General features: G+C 74.9%; 22 protein-coding genes. 12 read left to right on the top strand and 10 right to left on the bottom strand.

Annotated elements, in window-relative coordinates; translation table 11 throughout:
* Positions 1-139: 139 nt before the first annotated feature.
* The 3 genes from ACIBQ8_RS02605 to ACIBQ8_RS02595 are packed head-to-tail and all read left to right on the top strand — an operon-like array spanning position 140 to position 6,717.
* Positions 140-595, top strand: coding sequence for a hypothetical protein (locus ACIBQ8_RS02605; protein ID WP_397190809.1), 456 nt, complete (start codon positions 140-142; stop codon positions 593-595).
* A gap of 21 nt (positions 596-616) precedes the next feature.
* A complete protein-coding gene (locus ACIBQ8_RS02600; protein ID WP_397190808.1) occupies positions 617-2,464 on the top strand; it encodes a hypothetical protein in 1,848 nt (615 codons plus the stop codon).
* The gene (locus tag ACIBQ8_RS02595) at positions 2,461-6,717 is read left to right on the top strand and encodes a hypothetical protein (RefSeq protein ID WP_397190807.1); all 4,257 of its coding nucleotides are present in this window, start codon (positions 2,461-2,463) and stop codon (positions 6,715-6,717) included. The genes ACIBQ8_RS02600 and ACIBQ8_RS02595 overlap by 4 nt, the downstream gene beginning before the upstream one ends.
* 347 nt (positions 6,718-7,064) lie before the next feature.
* Here ACIBQ8_RS02595 and ACIBQ8_RS02590 read toward each other — a convergent pair whose 3' ends face one another.
* Positions 7,065-7,901 (bottom strand): IclR family transcriptional regulator, encoded by an 837-nt coding sequence (locus ACIBQ8_RS02590; RefSeq protein WP_397190806.1) that lies wholly within the window; start codon positions 7,899-7,901, stop codon positions 7,065-7,067.
* 343 nt (positions 7,902-8,244) lie between these two features.
* On the opposite strand from ACIBQ8_RS02590, the gene ACIBQ8_RS02585 reads away from it, so the two are divergent.
* Positions 8,245-10,194, top strand: coding sequence for an acyltransferase domain-containing protein (locus ACIBQ8_RS02585; RefSeq protein ID WP_397190805.1), 1,950 nt, complete (start codon positions 8,245-8,247; stop codon positions 10,192-10,194).
* Positions 10,195-10,324: 130 nt separating this feature from the next.
* Positions 10,325-10,651, top strand: a complete 327-nt coding sequence (locus ACIBQ8_RS02580) for a hypothetical protein (RefSeq protein WP_364334628.1) — start codon at positions 10,325-10,327, stop codon at positions 10,649-10,651.
* A gap of 489 nt (positions 10,652-11,140) precedes the next feature.
* Here the strand turns inward: ACIBQ8_RS02580 and ACIBQ8_RS02575 are convergent, their stop codons facing one another.
* Genes ACIBQ8_RS02575 through ACIBQ8_RS02565 form a run of 3 tightly spaced genes read right to left on the bottom strand, consistent with a single transcriptional unit; the run spans position 11,141 to position 12,699 of the window.
* Positions 11,141-11,743 carry an LGFP repeat-containing protein gene (locus ACIBQ8_RS02575; protein ID WP_397168447.1) on the bottom strand — a complete coding sequence of 201 codons (603 nt, stop codon included), beginning with the start codon at positions 11,741-11,743 and terminating at the stop codon, positions 11,141-11,143.
* Between the two features lie 42 nt (positions 11,744-11,785).
* Positions 11,786-12,205, bottom strand: a complete 420-nt coding sequence (locus ACIBQ8_RS02570) for a DUF6294 family protein (protein ID WP_397168445.1) — start codon at positions 12,203-12,205, stop codon at positions 11,786-11,788.
* Between the two features lie 44 nt (positions 12,206-12,249).
* Positions 12,250-12,699 (bottom strand): cupin domain-containing protein, encoded by a 450-nt coding sequence (locus ACIBQ8_RS02565; protein ID WP_397190804.1) that lies wholly within the window; start codon positions 12,697-12,699, stop codon positions 12,250-12,252.
* Between the two features lie 104 nt (positions 12,700-12,803).
* On the opposite strand from ACIBQ8_RS02565, the gene ACIBQ8_RS02560 reads away from it, so the two are divergent.
* Positions 12,804-13,427 (top strand): TetR/AcrR family transcriptional regulator, encoded by a 624-nt coding sequence (locus ACIBQ8_RS02560; RefSeq protein ID WP_397168441.1) that lies wholly within the window; start codon positions 12,804-12,806, stop codon positions 13,425-13,427.
* Between the two features lie 42 nt (positions 13,428-13,469).
* On the opposite strand, the gene ACIBQ8_RS02555 is transcribed toward ACIBQ8_RS02560, so the two are convergent.
* Entirely contained in the window at positions 13,470-13,718 is a 249-nt protein-coding gene (locus tag ACIBQ8_RS02555; RefSeq protein WP_397168440.1) for a hypothetical protein, read from the bottom strand.
* Here ACIBQ8_RS02555 and ACIBQ8_RS02550 point away from each other — a divergent pair.
* Complete coding sequence (locus ACIBQ8_RS02550) at positions 13,717-13,929, top strand: hypothetical protein (RefSeq protein WP_397190803.1); 213 nt, start codon at positions 13,717-13,719, stop codon at positions 13,927-13,929. The genes ACIBQ8_RS02555 and ACIBQ8_RS02550 overlap by 2 nt on opposite strands.
* A 129-nt stretch (positions 13,930-14,058) precedes the next feature.
* Here the strand turns inward: ACIBQ8_RS02550 and ACIBQ8_RS02545 are convergent, their stop codons facing one another.
* Positions 14,059-14,496 (bottom strand): DUF6223 family protein, encoded by a 438-nt coding sequence (locus tag ACIBQ8_RS02545; RefSeq protein WP_397190802.1) that lies wholly within the window; start codon positions 14,494-14,496, stop codon positions 14,059-14,061.
* Positions 14,497-14,724: 228 nt separating this feature from the next.
* On the opposite strand from ACIBQ8_RS02545, the gene ACIBQ8_RS02540 reads away from it, so the two are divergent.
* The gene (locus tag ACIBQ8_RS02540; RefSeq protein ID WP_397190801.1) at positions 14,725-15,849 is read left to right on the top strand and encodes a sensor histidine kinase; all 1,125 of its coding nucleotides are present in this window, start codon (positions 14,725-14,727) and stop codon (positions 15,847-15,849) included.
* Positions 15,846-16,508, top strand: a complete 663-nt coding sequence (locus tag ACIBQ8_RS02535; RefSeq protein ID WP_397168424.1) for a response regulator — start codon at positions 15,846-15,848, stop codon at positions 16,506-16,508. Before ACIBQ8_RS02540 ends, ACIBQ8_RS02535 begins: the two co-directional genes overlap by 4 nt.
* 11 nt (positions 16,509-16,519) lie before the next feature.
* Here ACIBQ8_RS02535 and ACIBQ8_RS02530 read toward each other — a convergent pair whose 3' ends face one another.
* Both ACIBQ8_RS02530 and ACIBQ8_RS02525 read right to left on the bottom strand, forming a co-directional pair.
* A complete protein-coding gene (locus ACIBQ8_RS02530; RefSeq protein ID WP_397168422.1) occupies positions 16,520-17,191 on the bottom strand; it encodes a CBS domain-containing protein in 672 nt (223 codons plus the stop codon).
* A gap of 107 nt (positions 17,192-17,298) precedes the next feature.
* Positions 17,299-18,153: a universal stress protein gene (locus ACIBQ8_RS02525; RefSeq protein WP_397190800.1), complete on the bottom strand. Its 855-nt coding sequence runs from the start codon at positions 18,151-18,153 to the stop codon at positions 17,299-17,301.
* Positions 18,154-18,353: 200 nt separating this feature from the next.
* On the opposite strand from ACIBQ8_RS02525, the gene ACIBQ8_RS02520 reads away from it, so the two are divergent.
* The gene (locus tag ACIBQ8_RS02520; protein ID WP_397168418.1) at positions 18,354-19,211 is read left to right on the top strand and encodes a universal stress protein; all 858 of its coding nucleotides are present in this window, start codon (positions 18,354-18,356) and stop codon (positions 19,209-19,211) included.
* A gap of 18 nt (positions 19,212-19,229) precedes the next feature.
* Here ACIBQ8_RS02520 and ACIBQ8_RS02515 read toward each other — a convergent pair whose 3' ends face one another.
* Positions 19,230-19,835 (bottom strand): hypothetical protein, encoded by a 606-nt coding sequence (locus ACIBQ8_RS02515; RefSeq protein WP_397190799.1) that lies wholly within the window; start codon positions 19,833-19,835, stop codon positions 19,230-19,232.
* Positions 19,836-20,058: 223 nt separating this feature from the next.
* Positions 20,059-20,937 (bottom strand): hypothetical protein, encoded by an 879-nt coding sequence (locus tag ACIBQ8_RS02510; protein WP_397190798.1) that lies wholly within the window; start codon positions 20,935-20,937, stop codon positions 20,059-20,061.
* Between the two features lie 250 nt (positions 20,938-21,187).
* On the opposite strand from ACIBQ8_RS02510, the gene ACIBQ8_RS02505 reads away from it, so the two are divergent.
* Complete coding sequence (locus tag ACIBQ8_RS02505; RefSeq protein WP_397168414.1) at positions 21,188-22,162, top strand: Acg family FMN-binding oxidoreductase; 975 nt, start codon at positions 21,188-21,190, stop codon at positions 22,160-22,162.
* Between the two features lie 28 nt (positions 22,163-22,190).
* On the top strand, positions 22,191-22,985 hold the full coding sequence (gene ppk2 / locus ACIBQ8_RS02500; protein ID WP_397190797.1) for a polyphosphate kinase 2: 795 nt from the start codon (positions 22,191-22,193) through the stop codon (positions 22,983-22,985).
* The last annotated feature ends 60 nt before the right edge of the window (positions 22,986-23,045 follow it).

Below are 23,045 nucleotides of genomic sequence, written 5' to 3'. Positions count from 1 at the left end.
CGCGCGGCCGGTCCACTGAGTGGACCGAACGTTGCCCGCCGCCCTCCCGCACCAACAGCATGGACGCGATGTAAGCGATCACTCACGCAGAGCGACGATTGCCCGGGCGATCGGACCGTCCCACGGAAGGACGTGCACGATGAACGACAGAACGGCGAGGGCCCTGTCCGGGGCCCTCCTCGCGACGGCCGTGGCAGGGGCGGCGATGACGGCGCCCGGCGCGGCCCAGGCGAGCAGCGTCCGGGCGGCCGACCCGACGTGCGGGAGCTGGGTCTCCAGCGCGGTCTTCCCCGGCCTGTCGGCCCGGGCCTGCATCTGGGGCACCGGAGCCTCCTGGAAGCAGGCCCAGACCGAGGTCTTCAACGGCACGGGTTCCGCGGTGGAGGTCGAGACCCTGACCGCCACGCTCGACCCGCTCCCCGGCAACGCCCGGTGCACCGCCATCCACCTCCAGAACGGGCAGACCGCGTTCTGCGGCACCCGGAGCATCCCGGACGACAACCCCTTCCGGTTCGACCGCGCCGTGGGCTCCGTCCAGGTCACCGACCTGGTTCACCGGGAGCAGTTCGCCTTCGCGTCCCCCTTCGTCGGCTGAGCGGGAAAGGGTGGTGAAGCCTTGACCGGTCCCGCGGAGGAGCCGGAGCAGGTCCGCTTGGTCCGCACCGCCGACCTGGCGGATCTGCGCTTCGATTTTCCCGGCCTGTCGTTCAGGCGCCCGGCGGCCGGCCGGATCCTGGTCAGGACCGCGCCGGAGCGCGAGGGGCTGATCGTCGTCACGTTCGCCGCGCAGCACGTCGTGGAGCAGGCGTTCTTCGAGTCGGCCGGGGCCGGGCCGCCCGATCCCGTCCCGGTGCAGCCCCATCCGGCGCCTCCCGTCGTCTCCCGGATCAGCGGGCGCACCGTGCTGGTCTTCGTCGTGGGGCCCGAGGACGAGGTGCCGTACACCGCCGAGGGCCTGCTGGCGGCCATGAGACGGCTGCCGCTGCGCACGGTGGGCGACGAGGGCCCGGCCGGCCCGCTGCGCGACCCGGCGGGGGATCCGCGGACCGCGATCGAGCTGCCGTACCGGCTGCTGCTGTCACCGCCCCCCGACGCGCGCTGGACCCACCGCACGGCCCCCGCCGACGACGCGGACCGGGTGGAGCTGTGGCACACGCGGATGCGCGACACGCGGGCCAGGGCCGTGTGGACCAGGGACTTCCCCGGCGACACGCCGGTCGATCCGCCGCCCGACCCGCTCACCACGTCGCTGACGCCCACCGACCGGGCCGCGCTCGTCCACCTCACCAGCGACCGCGGGCCGTTCACCGAGCCGGGGCACCGGCCGTACGTGCCGCCGCCCGTCGAGGTCGGCCACCTGCGGCAGGCCCTGGCCATCTGGGACGACGCCCCCGACGGGGTGCTGCCGCTGCGGCAGGCGATCGAGAGCGCCGGGGCCGGCCTGCGGCTGCCGGAGTCCGTCGCCGTCCGGCTGGAGTGGACGCCCGGCATTCAGCCCTGGTCGTTGCGCGAGGGCGAGCAGCCGGTCTTCGTCCCGCACGACGGCTCCGGCGACCCGGCGCGCGAGGGCCGCCTCTCCGTGGTCGTCGACCTGCGCGCCGCGCTGCGGCCCGACATCCGCCCGGCCGCCGACGTGACCTGCACGCTGGAGGAGTTCGACCTGGTGCTGCTGCCGGGCGTGCTGGAGGCGATGCGGCTGGACTTCCGGCGGATCAGGTTCACCGCGCGGGCCGGTGAGAAGCCCGACGTCGAGGTGGCGTTCCGGAACGTCGAGTTCGTCGGGGCGCTGTCGTTCGCCGAGACACTGCGCCGGATCATCCCGCTCGACGGGTTCAGCGACCCGCCGACGCTCGACGTCTCCCCGCGCGGCGTGCTGGCGAGGTACGGGACGCCGCTGCCGAACCTGGCGATCGGCGTCTTCAGCCTGGAGAACATCTCGCTGAACGCCTACCTGGACCTGCCGTTCGCGGGCACCCGGCCGCTGGAGATCGGGTTCGCGTTCTGCCGCAGGGACGCGCCGTTCCGGCTCACCGTCTCGCTGTTCGGCGGCGGCGGCTGGTTCGGGATCGTGCTGCCGCCCGACGGGGTCCGCGCGCTGCGCTACTTCCGCGCCCGCGGCGGGGTGGACGCCCTCGGCCTGGTCTCCGCCTCGATCGAGCTCTACCTGGAGCTGGGGTACGAGGGCGGCGACGCGGTCGGCCGGGCGCGGATCACGATCACCATCGAGATCGGGTTCTTCGAGGAGTCCGTCGAGATCGGCTGCGAGAAGCGGTTCGGCGGCGCTCGCTCGCTGACCGCCGCCGCGGAGCCCGCCGGGGACGCGGTCGCGGACGGCGGCGAGGGGGCCGGTTCCGCCGCGACCTTCGCCCGGATGATGGCGCCGTACCGGGATCCGGTCACCGGCGCGCGACGAGACCCGGTCGGCCGAGTAGTGCGCCGCCTTCGCGGAGGTGGTCTGACATGAGCGAACGGACCGGACAGAGTACGGGGGAGCGCATGGGCACGTTCAAGGTTCTGTGGACGGCGTTGCCGGCCGGGGCGGCCGGGCCGGGCGAGGTGCGGCTGTCGGTCGCCGTCGGGCCCCGGCTGGAGGCGCCGCGCGGCCGGCTCGACGACGTCGCGGAGTTCGCCGACTGGCCGCGGACGCTGCGCGAGACGGTGCTGCCGGCCCTGCGGATCGTGTGGGACGGGCACGCAGCGGTCGTCCCGCGCCCCGACCCGCGCTCCCCGGCCCCCGACTCCGACCTGTGGGGGAGACTCTTCCCGGCCGCCTCGCCGGTCCGGTCGCGCTCCCTGGCCGCCGCCGGCGCCCTCGGCGCGGCGGTCACGGCGGGCTCGCCGGGCGTGCGGGCGCTGCGCTCGTTCCCCGCGGCGCTGGTCCACGAGCGCATCGCCACGCTGTACGACCAGATCGGCCAGGCCGTGATCAGCGACCGCCTCACGCCTTCGGGAAGCGGCGAGGCCGCCCTCGGAGACGGCCGCCCGCGTCGGCCCTGGCGTCAGCCGTACACCGGTCTGGTCCGCGAACTGCCTGTGGTCGGCGAGATGAGCAGGTTCAGCGGCGACCCCCAGGCCGCCTTCCGGGCCATCGACGGCATGATCGGCGGTGGCGTCCGCTCCGCCGCCGAGCCGGGCCCAGCCACCCTCGACCGGACGAGCGCGGCCTACCGGGGCGACGAGACGCGGTTCGCGCTGGCCGAGGCCGTCAGGTTCTGCGACCGGCCCAAACCCCCCGGCGACGGCGGCGGCCCGGCGGACGCGGAAGCCGTCCGGCCCCGGCCGGAGCCGCCCGAGGTCGAGTTCCACGGCGTCTGCGGCTTCCTGGCCGACTATCCGGAGCTGTGCCGCCGGCTCGGGCTCGTCCTCGACCTCGTCGTCCCCGTGCCTGCGGGGCTCGCCGCCGCCGGACGGCTCCGGGTGGCGTTCGAGGACGTGCCCCCGCCGTTCGACACCGACCGGCTGCGGCCGTGGACGCTCTACGACTTCGCCCCGGAGCAGCGCTTCACCGCCGCGTCGCCGCCCGGTCACCCCGTCCAGGGCGGCTGGTTCGGCCTCGGCGGCGACGACTGGACGGTCACCGACGCCGACATCGACGGCGCGGCCATCAAGGCCGCCGACTTCACCGCGCTGATCGAGCGCATGCACGGCCTGAGCGGGCCGAGCGGCCGGCCGAGCGCCCAGCCTTTGGGCGCCGGCACGACGGCGCTCCAGGGCGCCGGGCTCACCGTCTTCCACCGCGGACGCGACGCCTGGCTGGCCGCCCAGATCGGAGACGACGCCGCCCACCAGCGGGGATCGGACGACGCGGTGCCCGAGCTGCACGCCGGGCACCTGGTCCGCGGGTTCCATGTGGACGCCGGGATCGTCGGCCCGGACGGCGCCGTCACCGGCTGGCTCTCCCTGTGCCGCCGCCGCGGCTCCTACCTCATCCGCCGCGGCGGGCAGCCGCCGTACTGGATCGAGGGGATCGCCGACGACGAGGGCGCGGTCCGGGCGAGCGCCGTCACCCGCGACGCCACCAGGGCCGACGAGCTGTACGTGCACCAGGCGCTGTTCGGCTGGGACGGCTGGAGCCTGGCCGCCCCGCTGCCCGGCCGCACGCTGGACAGGTTCGGCCGGCCGGTCGTCGCCGATCCGGAGGTGGACGCGAACTTCCCGCTCGACACCAAGTTCACGCCGGTGCCCGGCTCGCTGCCGGCGCTCCGGTACGGGCGCACCTACCGGCTGCGGGCCCGCGTCGTGGACCTGGCGGGCAACGCCCTGGCCCCGGAGGCCGAGGCGCCCGCGTCGGCGGTGTCGCGGGCGATCACGTACTCGCGGTGGGAGCCGGTGCCGCCGCCCGTGATCGTCGAGCGCAAGCCGTTCAACGAGGGCGAGTCCAGCCAGTGCCTGGTCATCCGGAGCACCGTCACGGCCGCCGGACGGGACGTGCCCGCCTGGGAGTGGGCCCTCGACCGGCAGGACGTCCCCGGCCACACCGACCACCCGCCCGCCGCCGACGGCCTGAGCCGCCGGTACGTCTACTACGACGAGCGGTTCGTCGCCCCGCCCAAGACGTCGCTGCAGATGGCCGAGCGGCACGGCCGGTTCGACGACGCCATCGGCGGCGACCGGCCGCAGGAGATGCGCAGCCGGTTCTTCACGGCCGCCGCCCGCGAGGCCGGCACGTTCCTCGACACCGTGGTCAGCTGCGCCGACGACCCGCGCCGCACCCGCGACCTGCTGTTCTTCGGCGAGATCGCGGTCGCCAAGCACGACGCCGCCGACCCCGAGCCGGTCACCCAGCTCCCCGTGCCGCGCGGCGCCGGGCTGAAGCGGGGCGAGTTCGTCGTGCACACCGCCGCCGAGCTGATCCTGCCGTACCTGCCCGACGTCCTGGCCAGGGGCGTCACGCTGTACGGCCTGCCGGGCGCGCCGCCCATCCACCCCGTCTCCTTCTACGACGGCTTCCACGACGTCTGGCCGGACGCCGCGCCGTTCACGCTGCGGATCGAGGAGGGGGACGGGCCGCCACGCTGGCAGGACGTCCCGCGCCGGCTCACCGTCCACCTGCCCAAGGCCGAGATGGCGACCGTACGGCTCAGCTGCCGGCTCACCGCGGCCGACCTCGCCCTGCTGCCCGTCTGGCAGCGCCTGCTCGTCTCGGACTTCTGGCGCGACCTGACCGACGCCGAGCGCGAGCTGATCGCCGAGGAGACCGTCGCCGGGCTGAACTGGCTGCTCACCCCGTACACGGAGCTGCGTCTCGTGCACGCCGTGGAACGCCCGCTGTCGCCGCCCGCGCTCGCCGGGCTGGACTTCGCCCGCGACCCCGAGCAGACCTTCGCCGACCTGCACGGCACCCTGCGCGCGCACCCCCGCAGCACCGGGCACGTCGACATCGACGCCACCTGGACGCGCTGGATCGACGACCTCGCCGAACCGGCCCCGCGCCGGATCAGGGAGCACGCCCACGTCGGCCAGGTGGAGCTGGACCACTCCGACCGCGAGGAGGTGCGCCTGCCGCACTCGGCCACCCCGGTCCGCCACGACTTCGGCGACACGCTGCACCGCAACGTCGTCTACCGGCCGACCGCCACCACCCGGTTCCGCGAGTACTTCCACCCGTCGATCACCGCCGATCCCGGCCTGGTCACCAGCGCCGGCGAGCCGAGCGCCGGGCCGTCCGGGCGGGGCTGGCCGGTGCCCGCGAGCAGGCGGCCGGAGCCGCCGAAGCCGTCGTACCTGCTGCCCACCTTCCGGTGGAGCCGGCAGGAGGACCGCCGCGAGCGGCGCTTCGTGTCGGTACGCGACGGGGCCGGCGTCCGGGTCCACCTGGAGCGGCCGTGGTTCTCCTCCGGCGACGACGAGTTGCTGGCGGTCGTCCTCGACCCGCCCGGGGGCGACGCGCTGCCCGGCCGGCTGGCGACCCGGTGGGGCAGCGATCCCGTCCGGTCGGACGCGACCGTGCTGCCCCCGCCCGCTCCCGGCAACTTCCCCGGCCCGGTCACCGCCGTCGGGCTGCGGCTGGCCGAGTCCGGGGAGGGGCGCGAGCTGACCGGGGCCGTCGTGGCGTACGAGCCGTCCTACGACCCGGCCAAGCGCCTGTGGTCCGCCGACGTGGACGTGGACCTGGGCGCCGCCGGGCAGGCGTCGGCCTGCTTCCCGTACCTGCGCCTGGCCCTGGCCCGCTACCAGCCGCACGCGCTGACCGGGCTGGAGCTGTCGCCGGTGGTGCAGGCCGAGTTCGCGCAGCTCGTGCCGCGCCGGACGCTGACGGTCGAGGAGGTGTCCGGCGGGGGGCTGCGCGTCGTCCTGGCCGGGCCCGCCGCCGCCACCGAGCTCGGCACGCGGGCCGGTGCCGGGCTGCCCGGGGTCGCGGCGAGTCACCGTGTGACCGCGACCGTCCAGCGGCGGCCCTTCACCAGCGCCGAAGAGCTCGACTGGACGGACACGCCGATCACGGCCGAGCTGACCTGCGGCACGGCCCAGACGGGCTACCAGTGGTCGGCGGTGATCCCCCCGGCGGTGCTGGACATCGTCTGGCAGTACCGCCTCCTGGTGGAGGAGCGCGAACGCTACCGCATCGCCCCCGGCACGGCCGACGAGACGGTCGTCCTCGACGCGGCCGGGGGCGGCGCGCCGGAGCGGATCCCGGTGGGCGAGCGGCTCGCGCACGCGGACAGCGTCCCGCTGCGCGCCCGGCTGGGGCGGCTGGTGATCGACTTCGACGCCTAGCCACCCGCCGGCCGCGTACCCGAACCCACCTCACAGGACGGCACACCTGGCCGTCGCCGCCCGGGCGGGGGGGGGGGGGCGGGGCCCCCCGGCCGGGGGGGGGGCGGGGGCGGGCGCGGGGGGGCGGGGGCGGGGGGGGGGGCGCGCGCCCGGGGGGGGGGCGGCGGGGGGGGCCCCCCCCCCCCCCCCCCGCCCCGCCCCCCGGGCGGGGGGGGGCGGGGGGGGCCCGGGGGCCCCCCCCCGCCGGTCACGGCTTCCTCGGGTACGCGGCTCATGGCCTCGGGACGGTGCGCGGCTCACGGCCTCGGGACGGTGGACGGCCGGGGCTCACCGGCCGGGTGGCGGGCCTACCGGTCGGGTGGCGGGCCTTCCGGGGCGGCCAGCAGGCTCAGGGCGCGGCCCGCTCCCGGCACCCGGGCCAGATTGGCGCTGATGCACGCCGCGGTCTCGCGTACGGCGTCGGCCAGCAAGGGCAGCCGGCTCGTGCCGACCACCACGACGGCCGCCGCGGCCACCACGGCCCCCGTCGGCGCCCGCACGGGGGCGGCCACGCATCCCAGGGGCGGCAGGGCCGCCTCGAAGTCGAACGCCACCCGCCGCTCGCGGGCGTCGCCGACCCGCCGCGCCCACTCGGCGGGGGAGTGCCCCTCCGGCAGGCTCCAGCCGGGATCGGGACGGCGGCCCGACGCCGGGTTGCCCACCGCCAGCACGACCTCGGCGGCGCTGGCCACCGGCAGCACCAGGCCGGGACGCATGCGGAAGACCTCGTCCACGGCCGGGTCGCCGATCCCCGAGACGACGATGACGTCGTCGCCGTCCCTGACCGCGATGGTCACCGCGCATCCGGCGGCGGCCAGCCGGCGCAGCGGTCGCACGGCGGCCGTGCTCAGCACCTGGGCCGGTGACCAGCGCTGACCCCAGCGGAACATCCGCGTGCCGATGCGGTAGCGGCCGCCGTCCTCGCGGTGGACCAGGCCGAGGTCGGTGAGCCGGCACAGCAGCCGGTGGGCGGTCGCCTTGGGCAGGCCGGTGGCCACGGCGAGCTGCGTCAGCCCGGCCTCCTCCACCCGCGCGAGCTCCTCCAGCACCGCGAACGCGCCGTGCAGCACCCCGCGCCCGGCGGCGGGCCCGGCGCGTACGTCGTCACCGTGGCCGCCGCCGAGCTCTTCCGGGCAGATCTCCATCGCGCACCCCCCGGGTCGCACTGACCCACCCGTTCGTATCACCACGACGGACGCGCTCCCCAGAATCCCGACCGCCATAAGTGACTAACCCATCGCTCCACGTGATGCCACGAGGCGAGTGCACACTTCGGGGCCCGGGTCGCAAGACGTGCGGACGGCTATAGGCGAGTTTCTCCGTCGATAGGGTGACGTGTCGCGATGACACGACTACTTATCGTGTGCGAGCGGTATCAGTCGTTCGGCCGGACGGACGCCGGCGACGGGCGCGAGCAGTTCGCCGAGACGCGCCCTTCGCCGGTCCTTTCCCGTGTGCCGCAAAGCCCCGCCTCCAGGAAGGGACTACATGCGCAGCAAAGTCGTCGCGGTCTTCCCGGGCAGCGTAGCCATGCCCGCCGCCGGGGTGCTGGCGCCCCTGGCCGCCCGTACGCCGGCCGTCCCGGAGCTCCTGCGGGAGATCGACGCCGTCGCCGCCGAGTACGGCTCGCCACCGCTCGGCGCCTACCTCCTCACCCCGGACGTCCCCCGCCCGCCCGGCCCCGAGAGCCACTACCTGGCCCTGATGGCGGTGTCGTTAGCCACCTTCGACACCCTCGTACGGGAAGGGCTCCAGCCGTACGCGCTGGTGGGCCACGGCCTCGGGGAGCTGTGGGCCCTGGTCGCCGCCGGGGTGCTGAGCGCGGGCGACGGCGCGCGCCTGGCCTGCGCGCGCAGCCGCGCACTGACCGGCCTGGACTGGCCGGGCACGATGCTGTCCCTCGACGTCTCGGCCGTGCAGGCCCGGCGGCTGGTCGCGCTGCTCGACCATCCCCATCTCGTGGTCGGCTGCGACGACGCGCCGCGGCGGTGCGTACTGGCGGGGCCGCGCGAGCTGATGCCGCAGGCGGCCCGCATCGCCGGACACCTGGGCTGGACGAGCGCCGCACTCCAGGTCCCGCACCCCGCCCACACGCCCGCCGTCGCCGCCGCGGCCGCCGACCTGAGGGGCCGCCTGTCCGGCGTCAGGACGGCTCCGGCGCGCTGGCCGGTGTTCTCGCCGGCGCTGGGACGCCTGCTCACCCCCGACGACGACCCCGTCGCCGTCACCGCCGACGCCATGGTCGTCACCGTGCACTTCCAGCAGGCCGTCCGGGGGCTGGCCGCCCGCGGCGCGGAGGCCTTCCTGGAGTGCGGGGCGGGCGAGGACGCGGTCGCGCTGGTCCGCGCCATCGTCCCCGCCGCCACCGCCGCATCCCCGCTCGCCGCCGGCGGGCCCTGGCGGCCAGGCGAGCCCCTCCGCGCCGCCGCCGCCCCGAACGCCCCCGTACCGGCCCCGAACGGCTCCACCCCCACACCGGACCGCGCCACGCACACCGGCCCAACCCTGCCCGCCAACCAGGCCGGACCGCCGTGGCGCGACGGGCCCGCAGAGCCCGATGGGCCCGCGGCGTTCGGCGAGCTTGGGGCGGCGGCGGACCGGGTCGCGTTGCCGCGGGCCGGTGCCGGCCTCGTGCCAGCCCCGGCCCGTCCGGGCGACGCCGACCAGGAGACGGGCCGGTCAGGGACGTCCGGTGGCGCGGCTCTCGGGCAGGTGGCGGGCCGGTCGGTGGGGGGTGGTGCGCCTCTCGGGCAGGAGGCAGATCGGTCGGCGGGGGGTGGCGCGCCTCTTGGGCAGGTGGCGGGCTGGTTGGGTATGGGCGGGGGTGCGGTTGTCGGGGAGGGGGTGCGGCCGCGGCTTGCGCCTGCGCCGCCGGTCTTTCCGCTCGTCGACCGGATGTTGCCTCCGGCGACGCTGCTGCTGTGCGGCGGGGCCGACGTCCTGGCGTTGCGGGCGTTGACCGACGACCGGGACGACGTGGTGGTGGCCGACGCCGACACCATCGACTGGACCTGGCTCCCCCTGACGCCCCGGCACCTGCGGGTGGTGGCCCGTCCCGGCCCCGACGCCGGACCGGTGCACGAGGCGATGATCGCCACCGCGGCACGCTTCCCGCACCTCCGCAGCATCGCCGCCCTCGTCCTGGACGCGCTGCGCCAGGAAGTGGTGCCGCACCCGATCGCCGGCCTGTTCACGGAGACGATCCAGCCGCTGGCCGCCGAGCTGACCGGTTGTGCCTGCGTCGCGGTGGCGACCGCGGACGTCGACCTGCCCGCCGCGCTCGACGTCCTGGCCGCCGAGCTGGAGGCGGCGCCCCCGCTGCTCGCTGCCTTCTACCAGGGCCCGCAACGGCTCCTGTACGAGCTCACCCCGCCCTTCGGCGACCAGCCGTGGCAGGGGAACGGGCGCTCGCGGCCCTCGCCGACCAACACGGCCTGAACCCCCGCCTCCCTGCCGCCGACGCTCCGGGGGAAGCGACTCCTGACGAGACCGCGCCTTCCGCCTCCGCCACTCTTTGCGTACGCTGCATGACGGTAAGTGACAGGCAAACACCCGTTCAGGAGGGGCATTGCGCAAGACAAGGCATGTCGCGGCGGTCGTCGCCGGGTCCGTCGCCCTGCTGTCGCTGGGCTTCACCACGCCGGCGTCGGCCGCCACGGTGCTCGACTGCGACACCTTCGTCCACAACAACGACAACTACCTCGGCATCGCGATGTGCAGCAACCCGACGGGCCAGACCTGGCGGTTCCGGGCCGTGGTCACCTGCGGCTGGGCGCCCGACGTCGTCGGCGACTGGGTCGACCTGCCGCCGGGTCGTTCGGGGCAGTCCCAGGGCGTCTGCGGCCGGCTCGGCACGGGCGTCGGCGCGGTGGGCGTCGACGAGCGCCGCGTCTGAACCGGAAGACGGCAGGACGCCGGTGAAGGCCCTCGGCCGTGGTCAGGAGCCCTTCATCGGTGAAGCCGGCCGTCCCCGGCGCTAGTCAGGATCGGCCGATGCCCTCTCCGTGCGGCGTGCGGGCATCGGTCCGTTCCTCCAGGGGGCCGTCGAACGCGGTCGTGAACGTTGACGTTCCTGGACGCCTGGCGATTACGGGCGAAGATCGACCCCGACGGCTACCTGCTGCGGCCGTGGCTGCTCGGCGTCGCGACCATTCGCCGAGGAACTGGTCGGGCGCATCGACGACGCCGAACGGCTGGGCGAAGTCCGGCGGGCGCTCGGCAGGCTCCGCAAGCAGGAGCAGGACGTGTTCGCGCTGTGCGCCCGGGCCGTGGCCGACTGCGAGCAGGTCGACACCACGGACGCGTCGTTGTCCCACTGACGCCATGCCCCGCGCGAACGCCCACCGCGCTGTTCGGCGCGGCGGGCGTCCGGCGTAGGGCCTGGTCAGTGGGCCAGGCTGATGGAGGTGGGGATGCTCCAGGGGCCGCAGTCGGAGCCGAAGGTCGCCCTGTCGCAGCCCTGGACGACGAAGGCGAACGTGTTGACCTCGTGGCCGTTGGTCGTGGTGCCGACGCCGTCCCGCACGTAGGGGGCCATCACGTACTGGCCGCTCCAGGCGGTCAGGCGGCCCGTCCGGACCTGGGTGGCCCGGCCGCCGTCCTTGCTCCAGCGGACGTTGAAGAAGTCCCAGTCACGGCCGAGGCCGCTCCACTTGAAGACGAGGTTCTGGCCCTTCTGGTAGACGCGGACCAGCGTGCCGTCGCCCAGGTTCGGCGACCAGACGATCTTGCCGTTGGTGAAGCGTTGCCAGGAGCCCTTCTTGTCCGGGTATCCGTACTCCTTGGTGGTGGGGCAGCCGTACACGCTGCGCTCGCCGCCGTTGGAGCGCCACAGGCCGCCGATGAGACTGCCGGACGGCGCCACCAGCGACGGGTCGCACGCGCTGCCGGCCGCCGCCGCGGGCGCCGGTGTGGTGAGGCAGAAGGCCGCCGCGAGCAGGGCGGCGGCGGCCGGGCCGGTTCGGGATGGTGGGGCTGCGCGGCTCATGGGCGTCCTCTCGGTCGAAGGTGGCGGCGGGCGTGCGCGGGCTCAGCAGTGCTTGCTCAGCGACATGCGCTTGACCAGGTCGAACAGGTCGGGGTCGAACTGTCCCCTGGCGATCCAGCGATAGGTCCTGCGGTCGTGCAGGTTCTTGACGAACTTGGTGCTGGTGCTGCCGTACACCCGGATGTCGCCGAGCAGGGCGCCGGCGCCGTCCTTCAGGTGCGCCCACATCAGCCAGGCGTCCTCGTCGCCGAGGCTGGAGACGGTGGCGTCCAGGCGCGCCGTGCCGTTCGAGTACAGGGTCCAGGTCGCGCCGGGCTCGATCGTGCAGCGGCCCGCCGAGAGGTAGCCGCGCCAGACGTACGTCTTCTGCTCCAGGGCGGACGCGCCGGCCGTCGCGGTGACGGACAGCGTCAGGACGACGGCGGACACGAGCACGCCGGCGGTCTTGCGGACGCCTTTCATGAGGACTCCTCGGGGCATTGGGGGGGGAAGAGGTGTGCAGGAGGTCAGCCGGCGTCGTCCGGGGGCGGCCCGATGACCTGGTAGCCGTGGCGGGCGGCGATCTCGGCGAGGCGGCCGGGATCGACGTCCCCGGCCGCGACCTCGGCGGCGAAGTGCTCGAAGCCGGCGGGCCAGGTGAGCTGGAGCAGGCGCAGGGGAGCGTCCCGGCCGTTGGCGAAGGCGTGCGGCACCCGCCGGGGGAGCAGGACGAACGCCCCGGCGGCGACCTGCCACGACCGCTCGCCGCAGTGCATCCGGGCCGTCCCCGACAGCACGTAGAACGCCTCGTCGTCGTCCCGGTGCACGTGCAGCGGCGTGGCGAAGCCCGGCGGGCATTCCTGCTCGATGACGGTGAGCCGGTCGCCGGTCTCCGCCCCGCCCGCCTTCACGGTCATGGCGGTGCTGAGGAACGGATGGACGGCGCCGCCGCCGGCGGGCAGATGGAGCGCGCTCATGGTCGTCTGCGCAGCGTGTGGAGCCGGATCGCGATGGACGTCATGCCTCACCACCCTTTGTAGCATCACTCTAAAGTGCTACTCTAAAGTGGTACTCTAAATCGATGGATGACGTCAAGAGCCCCAAGCGGCGCTCGGCCCAGACCAGAAGCCGGATCGTGCGGGCCGCCCAGGGGCTGTTCGTCGTGCGGGGCTACGCCGGCACGACCTTCCAGCAGGTCGCCGACGCGGCCGAGGTCTCGGTGCAGACGGTGTACTTCCACTACGGCACCAAGAGCGGGCTGCTCAAGCACGTGGTCGACGTCGCCTCGGCCGGGGACGACGAGCCCGTGCCGCTGCTGGAGCGTCCCTGGTTCGCGGCCTTGCAGGCGTCGCGGGACCCGAGGGAGGTCGTGACGGGGTGGGTGCACCAGAGCGGCGTCATCCTCGGCCGGGTCGCTCCCGTCCTGGCCGTGGTCCGCGACGCGGCGGCCACGGACGCCGACATGGCCGCCCAGTGGGCCGTCAACAGCGAGCAGCGGCACACCGCCCACGGGCAGGTCGTCGCCATCCTCGACCGCCTGCGCGCCCTGCGGCCCGGCCTGACCGCCGGCCGGGCCACCGACATCACCGTCGGGCTGCTGTCACCGGACCTGTTCCTGGTGATGACCCGCGAGTGCGGCTGGACGCCGGCGCAATGGGAGAGCTGGAGCGCCGACCAGCTCTCCCACGCCCTCCTGCCCTCCTGACGACCCGGCGGATCGTCCCGGCAGGCGGGTGGTGGAGGGGGATCAGTCGGTCGGCTCCGCGTCCGGTTCGACGTCCGGTTCCTCGTCCTCGCCGGACTGCTCGGCCACCTCGCGCCGCTCCTGCGCGACCTTCTCCTCCGGGTCCGGCGGTGGCTCGACCGGCTCGGCGGGGATCGGCCGGGGAGTGTCCCTGACTTCGACCGCCGCCCGCGCGGCGGTGGTGTCGCTCTCCCCGTTGACCCGTCCGACCGCGGGCGGCATGTCCTCGGGCAGCTTGTCCTGTTCGTCCATGACCCGCAACTGCCCTGACCTTGACCTCCTGAACGACGTCCGAGGCGTTCGAGCGGGACAGCACGGCCGTCGAGGGCTCAGCGACGTCCTGAAGCCCGACCATCCGCGCACGTTGCCGGCCAGGACCAACCTGGCCGGCGACCATTTCGCGACGGGCCGCTTCCAGGAGGCCTACGACATCGACACCGAGGTCCTGGAACTCGGCATCTGACGGGGGCGCGGCCCGCGGCTCACGAGCCGAGCCATCCGGCCAGCTCCTCGGGCCCGGGTGGCTGCACGCCGCGGCGTACAGCGGCCCCGCCCGGCGCGGCCAGCGCCGCCCGGCGGTCAGGTCGGGCGGTCAGGTCGGGCGGCGGGCGCGGTTCAGGACGAGGACGCCGAGGACGACGGCGGCCAGGCCGAGGATCAGGTCCAGGTAGCCGCCGACGATGCCGTAGCCGGTGCCCGGACCGCCCTTGGCGGCCCCGATGACCCAGCCGCCGATGACGATGCTGGTCACCCCCGCGGCCAGGGCGACGACGGCCCCGCGCTTCCCGGTCGCGGGCACAGTCCCGGTGCCGGTGCCGGTGCCGGTGCCGGTGCCGGTGCCGGGACCGTTCCCGGTCCCGGGGGTGGTGCGGCGGGGGAGGCGGCCGGTGGAGCGGGCCAGGGCGAGGCCGCCGGCGGCGATGCCGGCCAGGCCCACCCCGGCGGCGATCAGGGACCACATCCGGCCGGTGGTCATGGCGTACGCGGCGACGGGGTCGGCCTGGGCGGCGAGCAGGTGGTCGATGAACATGGCAGGTCCCTTTCGGCTGGACGTGGACGTGGACGTCGACGTGGAAGAGCATGGCCGCCGGGGCCGCCGCCGGTCGTCCGGCGGGAGCGGGCTTGTCGGGGTGCCGCCGGCGCCGCAGCCGGGTACCGCAGGGGCGGCAGGCGGGCGCGGGCGTACCGCGTCCGCGGTAGGCGGCGGGTGATCCTCCTGCCGGAGTCGTACCGCCGGACATGCGGCTATGGTGCGCGTATGGGCATGAGGCGGCTCGGCGTCGGAGCCGGGGTGATCGACTGGCTGATCGCGGCCGGCGTGGCGGCGGCGCTGGTGGTCACCGGGTTGTCCGGGCAGCCTTCCGTCCCCTCTCTCGCGCCGCTCGGCTACGCGCTGCTGGCGGCCGGCGGGCTGGCGCTGGCCGCGCGCCGCCGGGCGCCGGTGCCCGTCCTGGCCGTGACGGGGTTGTGCGCGGTGGGGTACCAGGCGGCCGGGTTCGACGTGCCGGCGGTGGCGTACCTGTTCGCGGTGTACGCGGCGATGCGGGCCGGAAGGCGGCTGGTCACCGTGGCCGCGAGCGTGCTCGTGCTGGCCCTGCTGCCCCTGGCCGCGCTGGCCTCCGGGCTGCACGACACGGGCGAGGCGTTCGCGCAGGCCAGGGGCGCGCTGGAGCTGGCCTGGCTGGTCGCGGCCGGCGCCGCCGGTGAGGCGTTGCGGCAGGCGGAGGGACGGGCGGAGGAGGCCGAGCGCACCCGGGAGGAGACCGCGCGGCGGCGTGCCGACGAGGAGCGGCTGCGCATCGCGCGGGACCTGCACGATTCGCTCACCCACCAGATCTCGGTCATCAAGGTGCAGGCCGAGGTGGCCGTGCACGTGGCCCGCAGGAAGGGGGAGCAGGTGCCGCAGGCCCTGCTGGTGATCCAGGAGGCCGGCCGCGAGGCGACCAGGGAGCTGCGCGCGACCCTGGAGGCGCTGCGCGACGACACGGCTCCGCCGCACGGCCTCGACCGGGTGCCCGAGCTGCTGGAACGGGCCCGGACCACTGGTCTCGACGCGACGCTGACGATCGAGGGGCAACGGCGGGACGTGCCGGCCGCGGTGGACCGGACCGCGTACCGGATCGTCCAGGAGTCGCTGACCAACATCGCCCGGCACGCCGCCGCCGCGAGCGCGGAGGTCCGCATCGACTACCGTCCGGACGCGCTGGCGATCCGCGTGGACGACGACGGCACGGCCACGCCGGACGCCGCCCCCGTGCCCGGCGTCGGCCTGATCGGCATGCGTGAACGCGTCACCGCGCTCGGCGGCAGCCTGCGGGCGGCCCCGCGCGGCGCGGGCGGCTTCACCGTCCAGGCCGAGCTGCCGATGGACCGCACGCCGTGATCCGGGTCCTGCTGGTGGACGACCAGCCGCTGCTGCGCGGCGGGTTCCGCGCGCTGCTCGACCTGGAGGACGACATCGAGGTGGTCGCCGAGGCCGCCGACGGCGCGCAGGGCCTGGCGCTGGCCAGGGAGCACCTGCCGGACGTCGCGCTCATCGACATCCAGATGCCGGTCGTGGACGGCATCGAGGCGACCCGCCGCATCGCCGCCGATCCGGCCCTGGCCGGCGTGCGCGTGGTCATCCTGACCAACTACGGCCTGGACGAGTACGTCTTCAACGCGCTGCGCGCCGGCGCGGCCGGGTTCCTCGTCAAGGACGTCGTGCCGGAGGACTTCCTGCACGCCGTGCGCGTGGCGGCCCGCGGTGAGGCGCTGCTCGCGCCGTCGATCACCCGCATGCTGATCGACCGGTACGTCACCCGGCCGCCCGCCGCCACCGCCGGCGAGGAGCTGCGCGAGCTGACCAACCGCGAGCGCGAGGCCGTCGTCCTGGTCGCGCGGGGGATGTCCAACGACGAGATCGCCGCCCACATGGCGATCAGCTCGATGACCGCCAAGACCCATGTCAACCGGGCGATGGCCAAGCTGCGCGTGCGCGACCGGGCCCAGCTCGTGGTCCTGGCCTACGAGTCGGGGCTGGTGACGCCGGGCACCGCCTGACGGGCCGGGAGTCAGGCGGGCACGTCGTCCAGCCGCCAGCACAGCTCGTCCACCACGCCGACGACGCCGTTGACGCCGCAGGTCCGGCGGACGGCGTGCGCGGCCTCGGACCGGCGGTCCATCCGGCCCGACAGGGTGACCACGCCCTGCCGCACCGAGACCCGCACGTTCGCGGTGTCCATCCACAACGCCCGGTGCAGGACGTCGTCGCGGACGACGGCGGCGAGCTCCTCGTCGCCGCGCAGGAACATCCTGACCAGGTCGCCGCGGCTGAGGATGCCCACCAGGCGGCCGTTGTGGTCCACCACGGGGATCCGGCGCACGTCGCGGGCGTTCATCAGCCGGGCGGCGGTGACCGCCGACCTCTCGGCGGTGATCGTGACCGGCGGGCTCGTCATCAGGTCCGCGGCCGTGACCGCGGTGGCCTTCCTGCTGCCGGGCCGGTGGCGCACCCGGGACAGCAGCGGCGGCCGGTAGTCCTCGCCGGGGAACTGCTCGCGGAACTCCTCCTTGCACAGCAGGTCGGACCCGGAGACGACGCCGATGACGTGCCGGTCGTCGTCGAGCACCGGCACGGCGCCGATCCCGCGGCCGGCCAGCGCCTCGGCGATCTCCTTGAACGGGGTGGCGGCGTCCACGGAGACGACCTCGCGTGTCATCACGTCCTCGACGGTCAGGTTCATCGTTCACCTCGGGGGTTCTCGGTCCTGCCTCCATCCCATCCGGCTTGGCGGTCCCGCCGTAGGGGCGTTGGTCCCTGGACGGCGGGCCGGGAGTCCCCGCCACCGGTTCAGGGGCGCTCGCGCACCACCGCGACGGTGCAGCGCGCGTGGTGCAGGACGCCGCGCATGACCGAGCCGAGCACGAACGCGCCCAGCCCGCTCCTGCCCTGCGAGCCGAGCACCAGCAGGTCGGCCCGGTCGCCCGCGGCGACGAGCGTCTTGACGGGATGGCCGCACTGGACGTCCGCGATCACCCGGACGTCGGGATGCCGTTCCTGCCACGGGGTGAGCTGTTCCCGGGTGACGCGCAGGTGGCTCTCCCGCAGGGCCTCGATGTCGCAGGAGAAGTCGGGCGCCAGCGCGAACGGCAGCGGCCAGGCGTGCACCGCCCGCAGGTTGCCGCCGCGCAGCTCGGCCTGCCGGAAGGCGTAGTCGAGGGCCGGCTCGCAGGCGGGGGAGCCGTCCACGCCGACGACGACCTCGTCGTGGGCGGCGGCGTCCCCGTCGCGGACGACGACCACCGGGCCCGGCGCCTGACCGGCCACGCTCATGCTGACCGAGCCGAGCACGGCGCCGGCGAAGCCGCCCGCCCCCCGGCGTCCCACCACCAGCTCGGCGGCCTCGGCCGCCTGCTCCCGGAGGGCGACCGACGCCTTCCCGGTCATCACCCGGGTGCTCACCTCGACCGTGGGCCGGCGCTCGCCGGCGATCTCCTGGGCCTTGGCCAGGATCTCCCGCGCGCGTTCGGTCATCGAGCTCTCCCACTCGACGGCGGCGATCTGCGGAACCTGGTAGGGCCAGGTCTCCACCACGGACACGATCCGCAGCGCGGCCCCCGCCCGGAATGCGTCATCGGCAGCCCACGCCACGGCGTCGAACCCGGACGGCGATCCGTCGACACCCACCACGACCAGCTCAGACATCGCTCATACCTCCCTTACTCATTCAGCCGTCCGGGAGGTGAGCGGACAGGATCGCCAGCCCCAAAACTTGGAGAAATCTGGCGGCGGCGGCGATCCGGGACGGCTCCGCACGGCTTCCGGCCCGCGAACTTGGTGTTTCGTCGCCCGCTCCTGACTTTGGGCAGGCGAGGGCCGAGGAAGATCCACGTCCGGGAGGCAGCATGCCGGGACGGATCATGGTCGGCGTGGACGGTTCCGCGCCGTCGGACGCCGCATTGGGGTGGGCCGCCGACGACGCGGCGCGTACGGGCGCGGAGTTGCACATCCTGCACGCCCTGGACCGGCAGCCGTACAGCGTCGGCAGGTTCCCCGACTTCGGGCAGTGGAACAACCTGCTGCTGGCGGCGTCCAGGGTGCTGGAGCGGGCCGAGGCGGCCGTGCGGGCGCGGCAGCCGTCCGTGCCGGTGCACGCCGAGATCGTGGAGGGGACGCCCGCGGCCGTCCTGCAGGACCAGGCGCGGCAGGCGGACGAGGTGGTCATCGGCAACCGGGGCCTGGGCGGGTTCGCCGGGGCGCTGCTCGGGTCGGTGACCATGCAGGTGGCCGGTCAGGTGCGGTGTCCCGTGGTGGTGGTGCGCGCGGACCCGCCGGAGCGGGTCGGCGAGGTCGGCGTCGGGATCGACGACTCCGACGTCTGCGAGCCGGCCATCGGCTACGCCTTCGAGCAGGCCAGGCTGCGCGGCGCCACGCTGCGCCTGATCCACGCCTGGCAGGTCCCCGTGCACGCCTTCGCGCCGGAGATCGCCTACGACGTGGACGAGGTCCGGGCCGCCCAGCGTGCGGTGATCAGGAACCGGACGGCCGGCTGGCGGGAGAGGCATCCCGACGTGACGATCTGGGAGGACGTGCAGAGCGCCCACCCGGTCGAGGCGCTCACCGGCTCGCCCTGCGACCTGCTGGTGGTCGGCTCCCGCGGGCGGGGCGCGTTCGGCTCGCTGCTGCTCGGCTCGGTCAGCAGAGGGGTGCTCCACCACGCACGCTGCCCGGTCGCGGTGATCCGTCCCGCCGACGACGCCTGAGGCCGCGAGGCGGGGCGATCAGGGGCTGCGCCGGCGTCCCCAGTCCTCGCCGGCTCGCGCCCACTGGACCTCCCACTCCCGGTACCGCCTGCGGTCCGTCCACCACCGGAACGCCGCGAACCCGCCCGCGGCGGCCAGCGCGATCATGGACATGAGCAGCAGGCCGGTCGCCACGCCCCTCGTGCGCAGGACCGCGCGGGCGGTGGGCGGCGGCACGGGCCGGCCGGCGGCGTCGATCCACAACGGGAAGGTCGAACCGGCCCTGGCCACCCCCAGGACGGGCAGCGGGCCGCTGCGCGCCACGCCCGAGGACGTCGTCCAGGTCGCCATCGCCCGCTGCTCGCCCACCGGCATCTCGGTGAGGGCGACGCGGGCGGCCGGCGCGTCGGCCAGCAGCGTCGCCCTGACCTGGTGCCGCCCCACGGCGTGCGCGCTCTCCTCGCGCAGCGCGCCCTCGTAGGCCAGCCGGCCCACCAGGACGGCGGGCCAGACGCCCGCCAGCACCACGAGCCCGGTCACCAGCACCGCGAGCGCCTCCAGCCGGTCGGAACGGCGGCGCAGGGGATTGCCGTCGGGACGGTACAGGCGTACGCGCCGGGCCAGCAGGTCGATCAACGCTTTCAACGGGCACCTCCTTGAAGCACTGTGCGGGCGCCGCGGCGGGGGCGGCAGGGGCGGGCGGCTCTTGACGGGAGGACCTTCGTCCCGAGCCGTCATGACGGACGGGGCGGCCCCGCGTCCGGGATCACGGAGGACAAGGCGTGGTCACCCCGCCATCATGAACGACCCAAGAAGATCAACATGGCCGTTCTCCTGGGAAGACGTGCCACGAGACGCCCCGCCGGGCTCAGCCGGGCTCCAGCGAGCGGGGGATCGAGTCCGACGGCCCGGCGGGATGCCCGGTACGCCCCGCCGCGTCATAGATCTTGACCCACCGGATCGCCGAGAACTGCTTGAGCGTCGGCCTGATCTGGTCGGCGACGGTGAAGGCCGACCCGCGGCCGTCGACCGGGCCGGTCAGGTGGACCCTGGCGATCCCGTCCGCGACGGTCAGCCTGCCGAAGCCGGTGGCCCCGGAGCTGACGAAGCGCAGGCCGCGCGCCCGCTCGGCCTCGGTCGGGCCGGCGAACAGCCGTTGCAGCGCGCCGTAGGCGGTCGCCGGCGGGGCCACCGGGCGGGTCACGGCCGCCGTGCGCGGGCTTCGGGCGGTGGTGTCGAGGAAGTGCTCGCGTACGGGCACGGTCCGGTAGGACGTGGTGAGGTCGACGACGACCCGGCTCGGCCGGGTGAGCGTGCGGACCTGATAGGGCACGCGCCTGGCCAGGCCGACGCCGAAGGTGAGCGTGGCCTCGAAGTCGCCGGTGTTGACGACCTGGACGACGCCGGGCAGCGCGTAGGCCCGGCGGGTGGGGCCGTAGGTGACCCGGCCCCGGCGGTCGTGGCCGTCGGCCTGGTCGAAGCGGACCTGGAGCAGGGCGTCGCCGGCCGCGCCGACCGTCCGTCCGGAGCCGTCGGCGATCAGCCGGGACACGTAGCGCACGTCGTGCCGGGCCGGGACCGGGCCGCGGAACTCGAAGACCAGCCGGTCCAGGCCGGGCAGGTGCGCGGCCCGGATGCCGGCCAGGACGGGGACGGCGGCCTGCCGCGCCGCCCGCGCGGGTAAGGCCGGCACGCCGGTGACGGTCACCGCCAGGGCGGCGGCGACGAGGGAACGGATCGGGACCATGATCATCATCTCTTTCCCGTGAACGATCCTGCTCCCAGCCTGACGCGCGCGACCGCGGGACGACACCGCCGGACGTCCTGAACTCCGTGGCCTTCCGGCACCGGCCCCGGCGCCCCGGCAGGGTCCTTGGACCCCCGTGGCGCGGGTCCTCCGGCCCTGTGGCGGGCGTCCTGGGAGGTCGCATCCTGGCGGGGTAGTCCGGACAGAGAAGACCGAACATTTCGACGCGGTCGTCTTCTGGAGGTGGACCATGAGCACGTGCTCGCCGAGACAGGCCATGGACGCGGCGGTCGAGGCCGGTCGATGGGCCCCTTCCGTGCACAACACCCAGCCGTGGACCTTCTCGGTCTCCGACGTGGAGATCGCCTTGAAGGCCGACACCGGCAGGCAGCTCAAGGCCGGTGACGTGACCGGGCGGGAGCTGGTGATCAGTTGTGGCGCGGCGCTGTTCACGATGTGCGTCGCGATGCGATGCGCGGGGTTCGAGCCGGTCGTCCGGGTCCTGCCGGATCCCGATCGGCCCGGGCTGCTGGCGACGGTCAGGCCGGGCCGGGAGAGCGAGCCGGACGAGGTGACGCGGGTGCTGGGGGGCGAGATCGAGCGGCGTCACACGCATCGGGCGGGTTTCGCCGACGTCCCGGTCCCCGACCGGTTCGTGGAGTCGCTGGTGCGGGCGGCGATGAGCGAGGGGGTCAGGCTGACGCCCGTCCGGTCGGCGGAGGCGGTGGAGGTGCTGGCCGCGCTGACCCGGGCGGCGCAGGGCGTGCAGGAGCAGGATCAGCGGTTCGGCCTGGAGGTCGTGCGGTGGGCCAGGCCGCCGGGCAGCACGCGGGGCGACGGGGTGCCGGCCGGGAGCTACCCGAGCGAGGCCGCGCCGACCGAGGCGGTCTTCCCCCAGCGTCACTACGCGTGGCGGCAGGGCTGGGGCGCGCCGGGCGGCCAGGACGAGACGGCGGTCGGGGTGGTCGCCGTGCTCACCACGCGGGCGGACGACCGGCGGGACTGGCTGGCCACCGGGCAGGCGTTGCAGCGGGTGCTGCTGCAGGCGTCGGCGCACGGGGTCAGCGCCGCCTTCCACACGCAGGCCCTGGAGCTGGACCTGTTGCGCGAGTTCCTGCGGCTGGAGCTGTTCTCCGGCGAGCACCCGCAGATGATCATGCGGCTGGGGGTCACCTTCGAGGAGAAGGGCACGCCCCGGCGTCCGCTCTCCGACGTCCTGGAGTGAGCGCGGCGTCCTTCTAGAATCCGCAGGCATGGGGACTGACAGGCTGCGCCGCAAGCCGTACGAGAAGGAACTCCTCCGGCTCCAGCAGGAGCTGGTGGAGTTGCAGGAGTGGGTGCGGGCCGAGGGGCGGCGCGTCGTGGTGATCTTCGAGGGGCGCGACGCTGCGGGCAAGGGCAGCACGATCAAGCGGGTCGCCGAGTACCTGAACCCGCGGGTGGCCAGGATCGCGGCGCTGCCGGTCCCGACCGACCGGCAGCGGTCGCAGTGGTACTTCCAGCGGTACGTCGAGCACCTGCCGGCCGCGGGGGAGATCGTGCTGTTCGACCGGAGCTGGTACAACCGGGCCGGGGTCGAACGGGTGATGGGGTTCTGCACGCAGGAGGAGTACACGCGCTTCCTGCACCAATGCCCGATCTTCGAGAGGCTGCTGGTCGAGGACGGGATCCTGCTGCGCAAGTACTGGTTCTCGGTGAGCGACGCCGAGCAGGAGCGGCGCTTCCGCGACCGGCTGGCGGACCCGATGCGCCGGTGGAAGCTGTCGGCGATGGACCTGGAGTCGATCACCAGGTGGGAGGAGTACTCCCGCGCCAAGGACGAGATGCTGGTGCACACCGACATCCCCGAGGCGCCCTGGTACGAGGTAGAGAGCGAGGACAAGCGGCGGGCCAGGATCAACATGATCGCGCACCTGCTGTCCACCATCCCCTACCGGCGGATCGAGCGGACGCCGCTGGAGATCCCCCCGCGACCGCCCGCCACCGGCTACCGGCGTCCGCCGCGCCGCCCCGGGGGGTACGTCCCCGACGTCACGGCCGGGCTCTGAGCTCGGGCCGCTCGCCGGGGGGACACTCCGCCGATCAAGGAAATCCGGCGTACCGGACTG

Source organism: Nonomuraea sp. NPDC049646 (assembly GCF_044465525.1).
GTDB lineage: Bacteria > Actinomycetota > Actinomycetes > Streptosporangiales > Streptosporangiaceae > Nonomuraea.
This window is presented reverse-complemented; position numbering and strand designations above follow the sequence as displayed.

Bases quoted from the DNA above. Each gene is read 5' to 3' on its own strand.
- ACIBQ8_RS02605 (WP_397190809.1), top strand. From the start codon at position 140: ATGAACGACAGAACGGCGAGGGCCCTGTCCGGGGCCCTCCTCGCGACG.
- ACIBQ8_RS02595 (WP_397190807.1), top strand. From the start codon at position 2,461: ATGAGCGAACGGACCGGACAGAGTACGGGGGAGCGCATGGGCACGTTC.
- ACIBQ8_RS02590 (WP_397190806.1), bottom strand. From the start codon at position 7,901: ATGGAGATCTGCCCGGAAGAGCTCGGCGGCGGCCACGGTGACGACGTA.
- ACIBQ8_RS02585 (WP_397190805.1), top strand. From the start codon at position 8,245: ATGCGCAGCAAAGTCGTCGCGGTCTTCCCGGGCAGCGTAGCCATGCCC.
- ACIBQ8_RS02575 (WP_397168447.1), bottom strand. From the start codon at position 11,743: ATGAGCCGCGCAGCCCCACCATCCCGAACCGGCCCGGCCGCCGCCGCC.
- ACIBQ8_RS02570 (WP_397168445.1), bottom strand. From the start codon at position 12,205: ATGAAAGGCGTCCGCAAGACCGCCGGCGTGCTCGTGTCCGCCGTCGTC.
- ACIBQ8_RS02565 (WP_397190804.1), bottom strand. From the start codon at position 12,699: ATGAGCGCGCTCCATCTGCCCGCCGGCGGCGGCGCCGTCCATCCGTTC.
- ACIBQ8_RS02560 (WP_397168441.1), top strand. From the start codon at position 12,804: ATGGATGACGTCAAGAGCCCCAAGCGGCGCTCGGCCCAGACCAGAAGC.
- ACIBQ8_RS02550 (WP_397190803.1), top strand. From the start codon at position 13,717: ATGACCCGCAACTGCCCTGACCTTGACCTCCTGAACGACGTCCGAGGC.
- ACIBQ8_RS02555 (WP_397168440.1), bottom strand. From the start codon at position 13,718: ATGGACGAACAGGACAAGCTGCCCGAGGACATGCCGCCCGCGGTCGGA.
- ACIBQ8_RS02545 (WP_397190802.1), bottom strand. From the start codon at position 14,496: ATGTTCATCGACCACCTGCTCGCCGCCCAGGCCGACCCCGTCGCCGCG.
- ACIBQ8_RS02540 (WP_397190801.1), top strand. From the start codon at position 14,725: ATGGGCATGAGGCGGCTCGGCGTCGGAGCCGGGGTGATCGACTGGCTG.
- ACIBQ8_RS02530 (WP_397168422.1), bottom strand. From the start codon at position 17,191: ATGAACCTGACCGTCGAGGACGTGATGACACGCGAGGTCGTCTCCGTG.
- ACIBQ8_RS02525 (WP_397190800.1), bottom strand. From the start codon at position 18,153: ATGTCTGAGCTGGTCGTGGTGGGTGTCGACGGATCGCCGTCCGGGTTC.
- ACIBQ8_RS02520 (WP_397168418.1), top strand. From the start codon at position 18,354: ATGCCGGGACGGATCATGGTCGGCGTGGACGGTTCCGCGCCGTCGGAC.
- ACIBQ8_RS02510 (WP_397190798.1), bottom strand. From the start codon at position 20,937: ATGGTCCCGATCCGTTCCCTCGTCGCCGCCGCCCTGGCGGTGACCGTC.
- ACIBQ8_RS02505 (WP_397168414.1), top strand. From the start codon at position 21,188: ATGAGCACGTGCTCGCCGAGACAGGCCATGGACGCGGCGGTCGAGGCC.
- ppk2 (WP_397190797.1), top strand. From the start codon at position 22,191: ATGGGGACTGACAGGCTGCGCCGCAAGCCGTACGAGAAGGAACTCCTC.